This is a genomic window from Microbacterium sp. MMO-113 (assembly GCF_037148555.1).
Classification (GTDB): domain Bacteria; phylum Actinomycetota; class Actinomycetes; order Actinomycetales; family Microbacteriaceae; genus Microbacterium.
The window spans coordinates 1,237,422-1,251,626 of record NZ_JBBCTD010000001.1 but is presented as its reverse complement, the minus strand read 5'-3'; the positions used below and the strand labels follow the sequence as shown (position 1 = coordinate 1,251,626).

Below are 14,205 nucleotides of genomic sequence, written 5' to 3'. Positions count from 1 at the left end.
GCGGGGGGCAAGACGCATGGAAGGTCCCTTCGGGCGCCGCCCGGATCCACAGTGAAGCCGGGTCGGTGCTGACCATGCAAGCGGAAGACGGCCCCGCGGTCAAGACATTCGATGCGTATCGCGGAAGAAATCTGCCGCCCTCGGGAAAGATCGCCGGCTGTCGAGGTGGTGTAACACGGCGGAAACACGCGGATGCCAGGATGCGCACGTCGGAACCGATCGCGGAGGCGTCGATCACACGTCGCAGACATCCGGAACGTATCTCGGGCCGTTCGGGTCGGGCACGGGAACCGGAATCGTATCGTCACTCCGCCGTGACGGTGAGCACGGCACGCAGGAGCGCGATGCGCTCGTGCAGAGAGGAGCGCAGGAAATGCTCGTCCACCGCATGCGCGCCGCCGCCTCGGGGACCGAAGCCGTCGACGGTCGGCACCCCGCGTCCGCCGAGGAGGTTCGTGTCACCGGCTCCGGCTGCGGGGCGGCCGTCGACCTGCTGGCCGAGCGCGGCACCAGCCGCGGCGATCCGGGCGAGGAGGTCGGTGTCCTCCGCCGAGGCCTGCCAGGCAGGCCGGGCGCTCAGCACGGCGACCTCGAGGCGGGCGCCGGGGCGCACCGGTGCCAGCTCCTGGAGGGCGCTGAGGACGCGCTGCTCGCTGTCCGGGTCTTGGAAGCGGAGGCCGATCTCGGCGGCCGCGTGCGCCGGCACCACGTTGGTCCTCGCGCCGCCGTCGATGACGCCGACGTTGCAGAGCACCGGGCTCGGCAGGGCGGGGTCGGCCACGATCGCGCGGACCCGGAGGAGCTGGTCCACGAGTTCGTCGATCGCGGAGACGCCGTGCTCGGGGTCGAGCGCGGCGTGGGCTGCGCGTCCGGTGACGGCGATGCGCACCCGGGCGCTGCCGCGGCGGCCGACCTTGAGGGCGCCGTCGGGATGCGGGGACTCGAATCCGATGGCGCAGGCCGCGCCCCTGGCCCGTTCCGCGATCAGGGTGCCCGAGACGGGGGAGCCGATCTCCTCGTCCGCGACGAGCACGATCCGCACGGCGCGCCGCTGCGCGAGCGGCAGGGGCTGCAGGCGTCGCAGGGTCTCCAGCATCACGACGATGCCGGCCTTCATGTCGTACGCGCCGGGGCCGCGCACGACATCGCCGTCCTCGGCCCACGGCAGGTCGTCCGCCAGGGTGCCGACCGGCCACACGGTATCGGTGTGGCCGATGAGGAGGACCGGGTCTCCGGTGCCGGGGACGTCGATGACGAGATCCGTCCCGAGCTCGTGCGGGATCCGCTGGACGCTGCCGCCGACGCCGGCGAACCAGGCGGACAGCAGGTCGGCGATGCGGGCGCTCGCCTCCGTGTCGCGGCTCGGCGTCTCGATCAGCACGAGTTCGCGCACGAGTGCGATGATGTCGTCGGAAGGATGGTCCCCGTCGCGCACTGCCGAGAGAGTCGTCACGGTTACGAACCGTATCTTGCCCCTTGATCGCCCCGCAACCCGCCGATAGCATCGCTCTCAGCAGCAGGACTCCTCGATCTTAGGAAACGTATCGTGCCTCATTCTTCGGTGGCCGCCGGTGTCGCCCACGGCTGCCGCGAACTCACCCGGTACACCGAGTTCCGTGAGGCCGCCGCGCTGTACGCCCGCGTCTTCGCCTACACGGAGAACGAGTACGCCCTCAACGCCAACCTGCTCACCGCCCTCGCCCGCAACGGCGGTTCCGCGGTCGGTGCCTTCGCCGACGACGGGGAACTGATCGGGTTCGCGTACGGCTTCGCCGGCTGCGACACCGCGGGTGCCTCCTTCCACTATTCGCAGGCGGCCGCCGTGGACGCCGCATATCAGGGGCGGGGCGTCGGCCAGGCCCTCAAGCGGGCGCAGCGTGACGTGGCCGTGCGCTGGGGGCAGCGGACGATGCGGTGGACGTTCGATCCGCTGCTCTCGCGCAACGCCCATTTCAACCTGAGCTCCCTCGGGGCCGTCGGCATCGCCTACGAGCGGGACTACTACGCCCGCCCCGACACCGACCGCCTGGTGGTCTCGTGGGACCTGGACGCCGCCGAACGGCCTTCCCACCGGTCCCTCCCGGTCCCTCCCGTGCTCGGGTCGGACGACTGGGGGCGAGCCGTGGCGGCGGACGGCGGCACCTGGATCGCGATCCCGACCCGTCCCGGCGAGCTCGACGTCGAGGCTCGCGCAGTGCTCCGGCGGGAGCTGGAGCGGACGATGACCGCGGTGTTCCGCCGCGGAGACGTCCTCGTCGGGGCCACCCGCCTCGACGACGACACGGCGGTCTACCGCGCGACACCCGGGGAGGGCACGGCATGAACGACCACGATCACGACCAGGAGGATCGCGACCTCGTCTCTCCGCGAGACCGCTACGGCGAGCGCATCCGCACCAACCTCTCCGCCGAGAGCATCCAGGCGCGGATCATCGAGACGGAGCAGCGCACGCTCGCCCAGACCTTCGAGGAGCTCAGCCGTTCGGCTCAGGTCCCGCAGGCCGCCGCGCTGCTGCTCGGCGCCCGGCGACGGTACGTCGCCGGCGAGGGCAAGGCGGCGGCGTACGCGCAGCTCCTCAACGCGGATCTCTCGGCGACGCTGTCGAACGTGTTCCTCGTCGACGGGCACGCGCTGCAGCCGCTCACCGTGCTCACGGACGTGCGGGCCAGCGACGTGCTCATCGCGTTCTCGCTGCGGCGCTACCGCGAGGAGACCGTCCGGCTCGGGCGGCTCTTCCATGAGGCGGGCGGTCAGCTCGTCGTCATCACCGACAGCGAGGACGCCCCGCTCGCATCCATCGCGACCTCGCTCATCCGGGTGCGCACCGGATCGGCGTCGTACGCCGACTCGCCGACTCCGGTCGCGGCCGTGTGCCATCTGCTGAGCGCGCTCACCACGGCGAGCGCGAAGGGAGCGCGTCGGCGGCTGGCCGAGCGCGACCGGCTGGTGGCGCGCCTGGGTCTCTACGGCCCCGAGACCGCGCGGGCCCGCCCGGAGGAGGACGCGTGAGGGTCGTCCGCGTCCGGCTCTTCGCCCTGCGTCAGCCGCTGCGTCACAGCTTCGAGACGAGCTCGCACCGCAAGTCCGGCATCGAGCACGTGCTCGCCGAGGTCACCGATGCCGACGGCCAGACAGGGTGGGGGGAGATCGCGTCGCCGTCCGATCCGTTCTACGGTGCGGAGACCACGGTCACCGCGTGGGAGATCGCCACGCGGTACCTCGTGCCCGCGCTGCTGCGTGCCGAGGGGGAGGAGCCGGCGGAGCTGGAGGCGTCGTGGGCGCGGGTCCGCGGGCACGAGTTCGCGAAGGCCGGGTTCTCCGGAGCGGTGTGGGACCTGGTCTCCCGGAGGCGGGGGATCGCGCTCGCCGCGGCCCTCGGCGGGACGCGCGACGAGGTCGTCGCGGGGGTGTCGCTGGGCATCGAGCCGTCGATCGACGAGCTGCTCGCCCAGGTGGAGCTGCAGCGCGCCGCCGGCTACCCCCGCGTCAAGCTCAAGATCGCTCCGGGATGGGATGTCGAGCCGGTGCGTGCGGTGCGCGGGGCCTACCCCGATCTGGATCTCCACGTGGACGCGAACGGCGCCTACGCCGATGACGAGCGGGCGGCCGCGGTGTTCGCGCGCCTGGATCGCGAGGCGCTGACCATGATCGAGCAGCCCTTCGCGCCACGGGATCTCGTGGCCCACGCCGATCTGCAGGCGCGGCTCGACACGGACGTGTGCCTGGACGAGTCTGTCGTCGACCTCGGCGACCTGCGGACCATGATCCGGCTGGGAGCGGGGCGGGTCCTCAACATCAAGGTGTCGCGGATGGGCGGGCTCACCGTCGCCCGCGCCGCGCACGACGTGGCACGGGACGCGGGCATCCCCGTGTGGTGCGGCGGGATGCACGAGTTCGGCGTCGGGCGGGCCGCGAACGTCGCGTTGTCCTCGCTCCCCGGTTTCCTGCTGCCGTCGGATGTGTCGGGATCGGACAAGTACTACGAGTCGGACATCATCGCGCCTCCGGTGACCGCCGTCGCCGGTCGCGTCACGGTCCCCACCGGACCGGGGATCGGGCACGAGGTGCTCGCCGAGCGCATCGCCCATGACGCGTCCCGCGTCTTCGACTCCTCCGCGGCCGAGGCCCCTGAGGCCGTCCTGACCGCGGGCTGACCGGCCCCCGAACCCTGCGAGAGCGGAATCCCATGCGCGCACTGCTGCTGTACCGACTCGATCTCGCCGCCGAGCCCGCGGAGGACGGGATCCATGCCGTCGATCCACGGGAGCCGATCATCCGGGCGACCGACCTCGGCGTCACCCGCGGCGACGGCGTGTTCGAGACCGCCGTCGTGCGCGGAGGCAGGCCGCAGGCCCTGGAGGCGCATCTCGCGCGGCTGGAGCGTTCGGCGCAGCTCCTGGGGCTGCCCGCGCCAGACCGCGAGCGGTGGGCGCGGGCGGTGCGCCGCGCGGCCGCCGAGGTCTCCCGCCCCGGAGTGCTCCGCGACGGGGAGATCGCCTCGATCAAGTTCGCGATGACCCGCGGGGACGAGATCGACGCGGCCGGCCCGACGGGGTGGGTGCTGGGCTTCGCGGGAGAGGATCCGGAGGCCGTCCGCGCGTGGGGCGTCTCCGCAGTGGTGCTCGACCGCGGGTACCGGCACGACGTCATGGAGACGGCGCCCTGGCTGCTGCAGGGAGCGAAGTCCCTCGCCTACGCGGTGAACCAGGCGGCACTGCGGGAGGCGCGGATCCGGGGTGCGGACGACGTCGTCTTCGTCAGCGCCGACGGCTTCGTGCTGGAAGGGCCGCGGTCGACGCTGATCGCGCGGCTCGACGGGGCGCTGGTCACGCCACCGCCCGAGTACGGGGTGCTCCCCGGGACGACCCAGGCCGACGTCTTCGCGGGACTCGCCGAGGTGCCCTCCCGCGTCGGTCCGATGGTGCGGGACGATCTGGAGCGGGCGGACGCCCTCTGGCTCTGCTCCAGCACCCGGGGTGCGGTGCCCGTGCGCGAGCTGGACGGCGTCGCGCGCGCTGTGGACCCGGTACTCACCGCGCGGATGAACGCGGTGCTGGATGGACGAGAGGACTGAGATGGTCGACGCGGACCTGCCGATCGATCGGGTGATCGACGGCCACAACGATCTGGCCTGGGCGAGCAGGACGCTGCTCGGCTATCGGGTCGCGGAGCTCTCCGGGGCGGTGGCGGCCACGCAGACGGATCTGCCGCGACTGACCGCGGGCGGGGTCGCCGGCCAGTTCTGGTCGGTCTGGGTCGATCCCGTGCTGGAGGGGGCGGAGCAGGTGGTGGCCACGCTCGAGCAGATCGACTTCGTGCACCGCCTCGTCGACGCCCACCCGCAGCGCTTCGCGATCGCTCGGACGGCGGCCGACGCGCGTGCGGCGATGGCGGAGGGGAGGATCGCCTCGCTCATCGGCATCGAGGGCGGCGACCAGCTCGGCGGATCGCTGGCCGTGCTGCGGCAATTCGCGCGTCTCGGCGCGCGGTATCTCACCCTCACCTGGTCGCGGACGATCGCCTGGGCGGATTCGGCGACCGACGAGGCGCGCCACGGCGGTCTGACGGACTTCGGACGCGAGGTGGTGCGCGAGATGAACCGCATCGGTGTGCTCGTCGACCTCTCGCACGTCGCTCCGACGACCATGCGGCAGGCCCTGGAGGTCACGACCCGCCCGGTGATGGTGAGCCATTCCGGCGCCTTCGCCCTGTGCGACCACCCCCGCAACGTGCCGGACGACGTGCTCGCCGCGATCGGCGCGCAGGGCGGCGTCGTGATGGTGCCGTTCGTCCCCACGTTCGTCTCGCAGGCCCGCCGCGACTGGTGGGAAGCCGGGGGAGAGGGAGAGGCGCCGCGCGTCGGCGTCGCGGACGTCGCCGATCACCTGGACCACGTGCGTCGCGTGGCCGGCGCACAGGCGGTCGGGATCGGCGCCGACTACGACGGCTCCGATGCGATGCCGGACGGTCTCGGCGACGTCTCGGGGTACCCGACGCTGTTCGCCGAGCTTCGGCATCGCGGCTGGTCGGAGGACGACCTCCGGGCGGCGGCGCACGAGAACGTCCTCCGCGTGCTGGAGGCGTCGGACCCCGACCACGAGGCCTTCCTCGCGGGCGGCGCAGGAGAGCCGGCCGCGGCCGCGCTCGTGCCGGCGGTCGACACGACGATCCGGGAGGGCGCGCTGTGACCCCGCGCGTCCTCGTGATCGTGAACTCCGCGAGCTCCGGCCCGCGCCGCCTCGGCACCTGGCTGCGAGAGAAGGCGATCGACGTCGACGAGGTCGTGGGAGCCGAGCAGCCGCTGCCCACCTCCCTGGACGGCTACGCCGGACTCGTCATGCTGGGCGGCGGGCTCATGCCGGACGACGATGATCGCGCGCCGTGGCTCGCGGCCGAGCGGGCGCTCGCCGCGGAGGCCATCGACCGTGACCTCCCCACCCTCGGCATCTGCCTGGGCGGTCAGCTGCTCGCCCACGTGGCCGGCGGCGAGGTCGCCGAGAAGACCGGACCCATCGAACGCGGCGCGACCCCCATCCGCCCCACCGCGGCAGGACGTGCGGATGCCCTGTTCGCGGCCCTCGGCGATGAGGCTCCGATGATCGAGAACCATCAGGACATGATCACGCGGCTGCCATCCGCGGCGGTGCTGCTGGCGACGAGCGCCGCTGTCGAGAACCAGGCCTTCCGGCTGGGGGCGCGAGTGCGCGGGGTGCAGTTCCATCCCGAGGCCTCCGCGGCCGACCTCGCCCGTTGGGACGACGCGGCACTGCGGGGAGAGGGACGCTCGCTTCCCGCCCTCATCGCCGCCGCCGAGCGCGTGCACGACCACAACACCGCGGCCAGCCGCGCGCTCATCGAGGCCTTCGCCGACGAGGTGCGCGCCGGGGTCCCCGTATGACCGGGCAGGATGCGGATCTCCTCGTCACCGCCGAGTCCGCCGCGGAGGCCCTCCGCCACGGCCTGGACGAGCGCGCGCGTCATGCCGCTCCGGCCGCCATCTCCGCGGTGGCCGAACGGGGAAGCATCCGCGCAGTGCTCACCCACGGCCATCCACGCGCCGATGAGGCCCCGACGACGCGGGACACGGTCTTCCGCATCGCCTCGATGTCCAAGAGCTTCCTGGCCGCCACCGTGCTCTCCCTTCGAGACCGCGGCCTGCTCGACCTCCACGCGCCGATCCGCACCTATCTGCCGGAGGTCCGACTGCGGCACCGCGATGCGGACGTCGAGGTCACCGGCGACCTGCTCCTCTCCAACCGTTCGGGCCTGGGAGAGGACAACGCCTGGGTGGACCGCCATCTCGGCGCTTCCCGCACGGAGATCGCCGCACTCTTCGCGGGTGGGGTGCAGCTCGCGGCTGCGCCGGGAACCGTCTACCAGTACTCCAACCTCGGCCAGTCGCTGCTCGGCCGCGTCGTGGAAGCGGTGACGGGGCGGGCCGTGGAGGACGTGATCCGGGAGACCCTGCTCGAGCCCCTCGGGCTGGACCGGACGGCGCACGTGGCGGACGGGTATCCGGCCGAGGCGCTGGCCTGCGGGTTCCGGACCTTCGACGACGGCGCCACGTTCCGCCCCGAGCCGTTCGTGGGGTCCGGCGCGCTCGGCTGCATCGGCAGCATGTTCAGCACCGTCGACGACATCGCGAGATGGATGTGGTTCCTCGGCTCGGCCTTCACCGACGACCCGCTGGCGCCCGCCGTGCTGGCTCCGGCGTCGCGACGGGAGCTGCAGCAGGCCCGCACCCCCATCCCGGTGCCGTCGGCGATGTTCGACGGGCGCGACCTCGCGGGGGCCGGCTACGGCTACGGCCTCTTCGTCGAGGACGACCGGCGGTTCGGGCGGATCGTGCAGCACTCCGGCGGTCTTCCCGGATTCTCGGCGCACATGCGCTGGCACGCGGCCAGCGGCATCGGCGTCGTCGCCTTCGGGAACTCCGACGAGTTCGGCGCCCGGCGGATCGCAGGCGCTGCGCTCCAGCAGCTGCTCGAACGGACGGACGCCCCCTCCGCGATCCTGCACCCGTGGGCGGTGACGGTCGCCGCCGCGCAGGCTCTCGACGCCGCGATCCGCTCGGGACGGCCCGCCGCCACGTACCCGTTCCTCGCCGACCATGTGCTCGACGACATCCCGGCCGGCGTCCGCGATGCCCGGCTGGAGGCACAGGTCCAGGAGATCGGCGGATTCCGCGCGGACCAGGATCCGTTCCCCGACCGTGTGGTGGCCGCGGCGACGGAGGCCGAGCTGCGCTGGCGGATCGCGGGGAACCGCGGCGACCTCCTCGTCGACGTGCGGCTGGTCGGGCTGCCGGAGCCTCGCGTGCAAGGGGTGAGCGCGGCGGTCGTCGCGCCAGGGCAGACGCGTATCGAGGGGGAAGGGGCCGGGGCCGCAGAGCGACACCGGATCATCCTGCCGTCGCCCTGATCCCGGGTCACACAGATCGACCGGGTCCAAAAAACCGCCCTAGGATGGAGACATCCCGACCCGTCCGTTCTGAGGAATCCCCATGCCCGCCACCCCTGTGCGTCGCCTCCTTCCCCTCGCTGCGCTCGCCGCCGCCACCGCCCTGGTGCTGACCGCGTGCGCGGGCCCGTCCACGGAGAGCGACGGCGGTGAGCTCGTGTGGTCGATCGAGGGCGCGAACCTGTCCGCGGGGCACATGGACCCGCAGGTGAGCCAGCTCGACGTCTCCGGCATGGTGCAGCGGGCGGTGCTCGACTCCCTGGTCTTCCAGGAGGACGACGGCACGTTCAGCCCGTGGCTCGCGAAGAGCTGGGACGTCTCACCGGACAGCACGGAGTACACCTTCACGCTGCGCGACGACGTGACCTTCACCGACGGCGAGCCGTTCGACGCGGAGGCCGTCAAGGCGAACTTCGACCGGATCGTCGACCCGGCGACCGCCTCGGCTCAGGCGGCGAGCATGCTCGGTGCGGACTTCTACGCCGGCACCGAGGTCGTCGACGAGCACACGGTGAAGGTCTCGTTCACGCAGCCGTATGCGCCGTTCCTGCAGGCGGCCAGCACCCCGCAGCTCGGCTTCTACTCACCGGCCGTGCTGGCCGAGTCGGCCGACAAGCTCAAGGCGGGCGGCCCCGACGTCACGGTCGGCACCGGACCTTTCGTGCTCACCGAGTACACCGCCGACCAGGAGATCGTCTACACGCGCAACGACGACTACGCCTGGGGCCCGCACGAGGCGAAGGCGCCGGCGTTCGAGACGCTGCGCGTGCAGATCCAGCCGGAGGCGTCGGTGCGCACCGGAGTGATCGAGAGCGGCGAAGCCGACCTCGCCAGCAACATCCCGCCGAACCAGGTCGCCGGTCTGGACGACGCCGGCGTCACGGTCGACTCGGTGGAGTACCCGGGACTGCCGTACTCGCTCTACCTGAACGAGAAGTACGGCGTCTTCGCCGACGAGAAGGTGCGGCAGGCGTTCGCCCGCGGCATCGACGTCGACGCGGCGGTCGAGGAGATCTACTTCGGACAGTTCCCGCGGGCATGGAGCGTCCTCGGCAGCACGACCCCGGGCTACGACGCGTCGCTGGAGGACTCCTGGCCGTTCGATCAGGACGCCGCGAACGCCCTGCTCGACGAGGCCGGGTGGACGGAGCGCGACGCCGACGGCATCCGCATGAAGGACGGCGAGCGCCTGTCCGTGCGGTGGATCGCCTGGACCCCGGTCCCCGACGACCGCGCGGCGCTGGCCAACGCGATCCAGTCTGACCTCAAGGCCATCGGCTTCGAGGTTCAGCGCGAGGAACTGGAGCCCGGTGCCTACAACGCCCAGTACGAGCCCAAGACGTTCGACCTCACCGACTGGGGCTTCTCCGGCGTGGACGCCGACTTCCTCCGCGCGCACCTGCACACCGACGGCTTCCAGAACGCCTCGCAGGTGAGCGATCCGGAGATCGACGCGCTCCTGGAAGAGGCCGTCGCGTCGAGTGATCAGGACGCCCGCAACGAGCTCTACACGCAGCTGCAGGAGTGGAACGCGGAGTACACCGCGATCGTCCCGCTCTACAGCCCCTCGGCGATCACGGCGGTCGGCGAGCGCGTGCAGGGTCTGGACTACGACCTCTACGGGCGGCCGCTCTTCTACGATGTGAGCCTCGGCTGACATCCGGCGGCCGTCGTATCGAGGGAGCGGGCGGGGTGATCGAACCGTGACGGCGGTGCTCGGCCGCGCCCTCGGGCTCCTCGCCTCGGTGGTCATCGTGCTGTGGGGCGCCGCGACGGTCGCGTTCCTGGCCTTCCGGGTGATCCCCGGCGACCCGGTCTCGGTGATGCTGGGCCCGCAGGCGCAGGTGAGCGAGGCGGTCAAGGACGGCATCCGCGCCGATCTCGGTCTCGACCGCCCGCCGCTGGAGCAGTACGTCGGCTTCATCGGGCAGCTCGCCCGCGGCGACCTCGGCGAGTCGTACCAGCTGCGGCTGCCCGTGACCGAGGTCATCGGACGACAGCTCGGCGCGACCGTGCAGCTCTCGGCGCTGGCGCTGGCGATCGCCGTCGTCCTCGCCCTCGCGGTCGCCGTCTTCGTGCGGGGCCGTGTCGGGCGCACGGTGGCCGCCGACGTCGAGCTCGTGGTGCTCTCCTCACCGGTGTTCTGGATCGGGCTGCTGCTGCTCAGCGTCTTCGCGTTCGGTCTCGGCTGGTTCCCCGTCTCTGGCACCCGCAATCCGGCGACCATCGTCCTTCCGGCGGTCACGCTCGCCCTCCCGGTGGCGGCACTGCTCAGCCAGGTGCTGCGTGATGGGCTGATGCAGGCGGAGCGGATGCCGTTCGCGGAGACGGTTCGTGCGCGTGGCGCCGGGCCGACCTGGTTCACGCTGCGGCACGGGGTGCGGCACGGCGCCGCGTCGGCGGTCACCCTCGCGGCCTATCTCACCGGCTCGGTGCTCGGGGGCGCGGTCCTCGTCGAGACGGTGTTCGCCCGGCCCGGCCTGGGGCGGGTCACCCTCGCCGCCATCAACGACCGGGATCTCCCCGTCCTCACCGGCATCATCCTGCTGAGCGCTCTCGTGTTCGTCGTCATCAACGTGGTGGTGGAGCTCGTGCATCCGCTGATCGACCCCCGCGTCGCCGTCTCCTCCCGACCGGGAGCCGTCCGATGAGTCGGGGGGAGCGACTCCTGTTGAGCTCCGCCGCGGTCGTGCTGGTCGTGGTCGCCGTCGCCGCCCTCTGGCCGGGACTGCTCGCCACGCACGATCCGCTGCAGACCGAGGTGCGGGCCGCTCTGCTGCCGCCGAGTGCCGAGCACCTCTTCGGCACCGATCAGAGCGGCCGCGATGTCTACTCCCGCGTGGTGTTCGGCGCGGGGCGCTCGGTCGGGATCGGACTTCTCGCCACCGCCATCGCCCTCGCCGCCGGCCTGCTCGTGGGCGCGCTCGCCGGCATGTCGCCGCGGGGCGTGGACGTCACCCTCATGCGCATCAACGACGTGCTCATGGCGTTCCCGGAGTTCCTGGTGGCGCTCGTCGTGGTGGCCGTGCTGGGACCGGGACCGGTGAACATCGCCATCGCGGTGACGCTGGCCGCGGCACCCGTGTACGTGCGGCTCGCCCGCGTGCAGACCCGGACGCTGCGCGTGGCGGAGCACGTCGAGGCCGCCCGCATCCTCGGCGTGCCTCCGCTGCGGGCGTTCCGCCGGCACGTCATCCCGGGAGTGCTGGGATCGCTGAGCGTGCTGGCGACCATCGGTATCGGATCGAGCATCCTCGCCGCGGCCGGGCTGAGCTTCCTGGGCCTCGGGCCGTCCGAGCCGACCCCGGAGTGGGGCCTCATGCTCGCCGGCGGTCGCAACGTGCTCGGGCAGGCGTGGTGGGTGTCGGTCTTCCCCGGTCTGGCGATCACGCTGACGGTGGTGTGCGCGACGGTGATCGGACGGATCCTCCGGGCTCGGGCAGACGGGAGGGACGCATGAGTGCGGCGCTGGAGGTCGAGGGGCTGCGGATCGGCTTCGCGGGGACTCCCGTCGTGGCGGGCGTGTCGTTCGCGGTGGAGGCCGGCGAGTGCGTGGCGATCGTGGGGGAGTCGGGGGCGGGGAAGTCGCTCTCGGCCCGCGCTCTGCTCGGCCTCACGCCGTCGACGGCCGACGTCGCCGTCGACCGGCTCCGCATCGATGGGGTGGATGCCGCCGCCCTGACCGAGCGCGGTTGGCGGCGGCTCCGGGGCACCGGGATCGGCCTCGTGTCGCAGGACGCCCTCGTCTCCCTGGACCCGCTGCGGCGGATCGCGGATGAGATCGCCGAGCCGCTGCGGCTGCACCGCCTCGTGCGCGGTCGGGCAGCCCTCGCCGCGCGGGTGCGGGAGATTCTCGGACGGGTGTGGATGCCCGACCCCGACCGCCGCGCACGGCAGCGTCCGCAGGAGCTCTCCGGAGGGTTGCGGCAGCGCGCGCTCATCGCCTCGGCGCTGGCCGGGAACCCCGCGGTACTCGTCGCGGATGAGCCCACCACGGCCCTGGATGCGACCGTGCAGGCCCGGATCCTCGTGCTGCTGCGGGAGATCGCCGACGACGGCACCGCCGTGGTGTTCATCAGTCATGACTTCGCGGCGGTGCGGCGGGTGGCGGATCGCGTGCTCGTGATGAAGGACGGCCGGATCGTGGAGTCCGGCCCGGTCGCGGAGGTGCTCGCCGCCCCCCGGCACCCGTACACGCAGCAGCTCCTCGCGGCGACGATGCACGAGCCGCGGGAGGAGCGTGCGGCGTCCTCGGAGGCCGTGGTCGTCGCGGAGAAGGTGTCCAAGGCGTTCGGCGGGGTGCCCGCGGTCGTCGACGCGTCGTTCACGGTGACCGCCGGTCGGACGCTCGGCATCGTCGGCGAATCCGGATCGGGCAAGACGACCCTCGCCCGGATGCTGGTGGGCGTGGAGACGCCGGACACCGGGGCGCTGCGGTGGACGCGGGCACCGCGGGTGCAGCTCGTGCACCAGAACCCGCTCGGCGCCTTCGACCCGCGGTGGACGGTCGGGCGGTCCCTGGAGGAGGCGCTGGAGGCGGGGGGAGTGCCGCGCGGTGCCCGTCGGATGCGGGTCGCGGCGCTGCTCGCGGAGGTCGGCCTCGACGAGAGCGTCGTGGTGCGACGACCGGCGGCGCTGTCGGGCGGACAGCGGCAGCGGGCGGCCCTGGCCCGCGCCCTCGCGGCGGACCCGGACGTGCTGGTGCTGGACGAGCCCGTCTCCGCTCTCGACCCGTCGGTGCGGGAGCGGGTGCTCCGGCTCCTGGCGCGGGTGCAGGAGGAACGGCGGCTGACGATGGTCTTCGTCTCCCACGATCTCGACGTCGTGGGCGCCGTCGCGGACGACGTCCTGGTCATGCAGGACGGCCGGATCGTGGAGCAGGGGCCCACGGCGGCGGTGTTCGCCGCCCCGCAGCACCCGTTCACCCGGGAGCTGCTCGCGGCGAGCGGCCCCGTCAGTCCGTGACGATGATCCCCAGTCCCGCCGCCATCACCGGCGCGAGCTGCTGCACCTGAACCGACGAGAGCGTGGCGCCGCGGAGGCTCTGGACGTCGAGGTAGGACAGCGCGTCGAGGCCGCGGAGGTCCACATCCTTCGCGCGCAGGCCCCGGGGGTCGACCTCGTCGCTGCGCGTGGCCTGGAACCGGACGCGCGTGAGCTCGGCCTGCGGGATGTCGATCGTGCGGATGGCGCAGGCCGCGATGTCGAGGTCTTCGGCGCGTGCGGCGCCCAGGTTCAGATAGTCGATGCGCACGTCGCGCAGCTCGAGCTCCGCCACGCGGGCGTCGCTGAGGTCGAGGGTCCCGATGCGCCCTCCCGTGATCCGGAGCCGACGGATGCTCGCGTTCCGCAGCCGGAGCGCCGCGATGCGCGGTTCCGGAAGATCGACGTCGAGGAGCGTGGCCCCGGTGAGGTCGACGCTCTCGGCGTCCGCCTGCACCGCGCACTGCTCGAGCGTGGCGTACGCGAGGTCGACGGTGCCCGTGAGCTCCAGCGCGGCGGCGAGGAGATCGGCGCGGCGCGCGGCTTCACGGGGCTCCAGCACGGGCGGCAGATCAGGCGCGGACACACGGGGTGCGGTCGGGGGCTTCGGCATCCTCCGAGGCTATGTCCTCCCTCCGACACCCCAGTTTTCCTCCTTGCTCCCTCGGGAGCGCGCTGATCTGCGCCGCGTCGCAGGCTCTCGGCGGGAACGTCCGACGGGGCGGGAATCTGCGACATCGAGCGGGGGTCCGGAGGAGGGAC

General features: G+C 72.7%; 13 protein-coding genes. 11 read left to right on the top strand and 2 right to left on the bottom strand.

All coding sequences use genetic code 11. The features are described from left to right. Nucleotides 1-304 precede the first annotated feature (304 nt). The gene (locus tag WFJ36_RS06210; RefSeq protein ID WP_336642905.1) at nucleotides 305-1,453 is read right to left on the bottom strand and encodes a M20/M25/M40 family metallo-hydrolase; all 1,149 of its coding nucleotides are present in this window, start codon (nucleotides 1,451-1,453) and stop codon (nucleotides 305-307) included. Nucleotides 1,454-1,546: 93 nt separating this feature from the next. On the opposite strand from WFJ36_RS06210, the gene WFJ36_RS06205 reads away from it, so the two are divergent. From WFJ36_RS06205 to WFJ36_RS06155, 11 genes are all read left to right on the top strand, one after another. Further along, complete coding sequence (locus WFJ36_RS06205; RefSeq protein WP_336642904.1) at nucleotides 1,547-2,323, top strand: GNAT family N-acetyltransferase; 777 nt, start codon at nucleotides 1,547-1,549, stop codon at nucleotides 2,321-2,323. After that, nucleotides 2,320-3,009, top strand: a complete 690-nt coding sequence (locus WFJ36_RS06200) for a MurR/RpiR family transcriptional regulator (protein WP_025104992.1) — start codon at nucleotides 2,320-2,322, stop codon at nucleotides 3,007-3,009. Before WFJ36_RS06205 ends, WFJ36_RS06200 begins: the two co-directional genes overlap by 4 nt. Next, on the top strand, nucleotides 3,006-4,154 hold the full coding sequence (menC, locus tag WFJ36_RS06195) for an o-succinylbenzoate synthase (RefSeq protein WP_336642903.1): 1,149 nt from the start codon (nucleotides 3,006-3,008) through the stop codon (nucleotides 4,152-4,154). The genes WFJ36_RS06200 and menC overlap by 4 nt, the downstream gene beginning before the upstream one ends. 32 nt (nucleotides 4,155-4,186) lie before the next feature. Continuing rightward, nucleotides 4,187-5,074 (top strand): aminotransferase class IV, encoded by an 888-nt coding sequence (locus WFJ36_RS06190; protein ID WP_336642902.1) that lies wholly within the window; start codon nucleotides 4,187-4,189, stop codon nucleotides 5,072-5,074. After that, complete coding sequence (locus WFJ36_RS06185) at nucleotides 5,058-6,188, top strand: dipeptidase (protein ID WP_336642901.1); 1,131 nt, start codon at nucleotides 5,058-5,060, stop codon at nucleotides 6,186-6,188. The genes WFJ36_RS06190 and WFJ36_RS06185 overlap by 17 nt, the downstream gene beginning before the upstream one ends. Continuing rightward, nucleotides 6,185-6,898: a type 1 glutamine amidotransferase gene (locus tag WFJ36_RS06180; RefSeq protein WP_336642900.1), complete on the top strand. Its 714-nt coding sequence runs from the start codon at nucleotides 6,185-6,187 to the stop codon at nucleotides 6,896-6,898. The genes WFJ36_RS06185 and WFJ36_RS06180 overlap by 4 nt, the downstream gene beginning before the upstream one ends. Beyond that, nucleotides 6,895-8,421, top strand: coding sequence for a serine hydrolase domain-containing protein (locus tag WFJ36_RS06175; protein WP_336642899.1), 1,527 nt, complete (start codon nucleotides 6,895-6,897; stop codon nucleotides 8,419-8,421). The genes WFJ36_RS06180 and WFJ36_RS06175 overlap by 4 nt, the downstream gene beginning before the upstream one ends. Nucleotides 8,422-8,503: 82 nt before the next feature. Further along, a complete protein-coding gene (locus tag WFJ36_RS06170; RefSeq protein ID WP_336642898.1) occupies nucleotides 8,504-10,117 on the top strand; it encodes an ABC transporter substrate-binding protein in 1,614 nt (537 codons plus the stop codon). Nucleotides 10,118-10,163: 46 nt separating this feature from the next. Continuing rightward, the gene (locus WFJ36_RS06165) at nucleotides 10,164-11,111 is read left to right on the top strand and encodes an ABC transporter permease (protein WP_336642897.1); all 948 of its coding nucleotides are present in this window, start codon (nucleotides 10,164-10,166) and stop codon (nucleotides 11,109-11,111) included. Nucleotides 11,112-11,131: 20 nt separating this feature from the next. Next, nucleotides 11,132-11,920, top strand: a complete 789-nt coding sequence (locus tag WFJ36_RS06160; protein WP_336642896.1) for an ABC transporter permease — start codon at nucleotides 11,132-11,134, stop codon at nucleotides 11,918-11,920. After that, on the top strand, nucleotides 11,917-13,425 hold the full coding sequence (locus WFJ36_RS06155; protein ID WP_336642895.1) for an ABC transporter ATP-binding protein: 1,509 nt from the start codon (nucleotides 11,917-11,919) through the stop codon (nucleotides 13,423-13,425). Before WFJ36_RS06160 ends, WFJ36_RS06155 begins: the two co-directional genes overlap by 4 nt. On the opposite strand, the gene WFJ36_RS06150 is transcribed toward WFJ36_RS06155, so the two are convergent. Continuing rightward, a complete protein-coding gene (locus tag WFJ36_RS06150; RefSeq protein ID WP_336642894.1) occupies nucleotides 13,415-14,056 on the bottom strand; it encodes a pentapeptide repeat-containing protein in 642 nt (213 codons plus the stop codon). The two genes, WFJ36_RS06155 and WFJ36_RS06150, sit on opposite strands and share 11 nt — an antisense overlap. Nucleotides 14,057-14,205: the final 149 nt, after the last annotated feature.

What these genes read in the sequence shown, in the direction of transcription:
- WFJ36_RS06170 (WP_336642898.1), top strand. Translation starts at nt 8,504, where the DNA reads ATGCCCGCCACCCCTGTGCGTCGCCTCCTTCCCCTCGCTGCGCTCGCC.
- WFJ36_RS06155 (WP_336642895.1), top strand. Translation starts at nt 11,917, where the DNA reads ATGAGTGCGGCGCTGGAGGTCGAGGGGCTGCGGATCGGCTTCGCGGGG.
- WFJ36_RS06150 (WP_336642894.1), bottom strand. Translation starts at nt 14,056, where the DNA reads ATGCCGAAGCCCCCGACCGCACCCCGTGTGTCCGCGCCTGATCTGCCG.
- WFJ36_RS06200 (WP_025104992.1), top strand. Translation starts at nt 2,320, where the DNA reads ATGAACGACCACGATCACGACCAGGAGGATCGCGACCTCGTCTCTCCG.
- WFJ36_RS06190 (WP_336642902.1), top strand. Translation starts at nt 4,187, where the DNA reads ATGCGCGCACTGCTGCTGTACCGACTCGATCTCGCCGCCGAGCCCGCG.
- WFJ36_RS06175 (WP_336642899.1), top strand. Translation starts at nt 6,895, where the DNA reads ATGACCGGGCAGGATGCGGATCTCCTCGTCACCGCCGAGTCCGCCGCG.
- WFJ36_RS06185 (WP_336642901.1), top strand. Translation starts at nt 5,058, where the DNA reads ATGGACGAGAGGACTGAGATGGTCGACGCGGACCTGCCGATCGATCGG.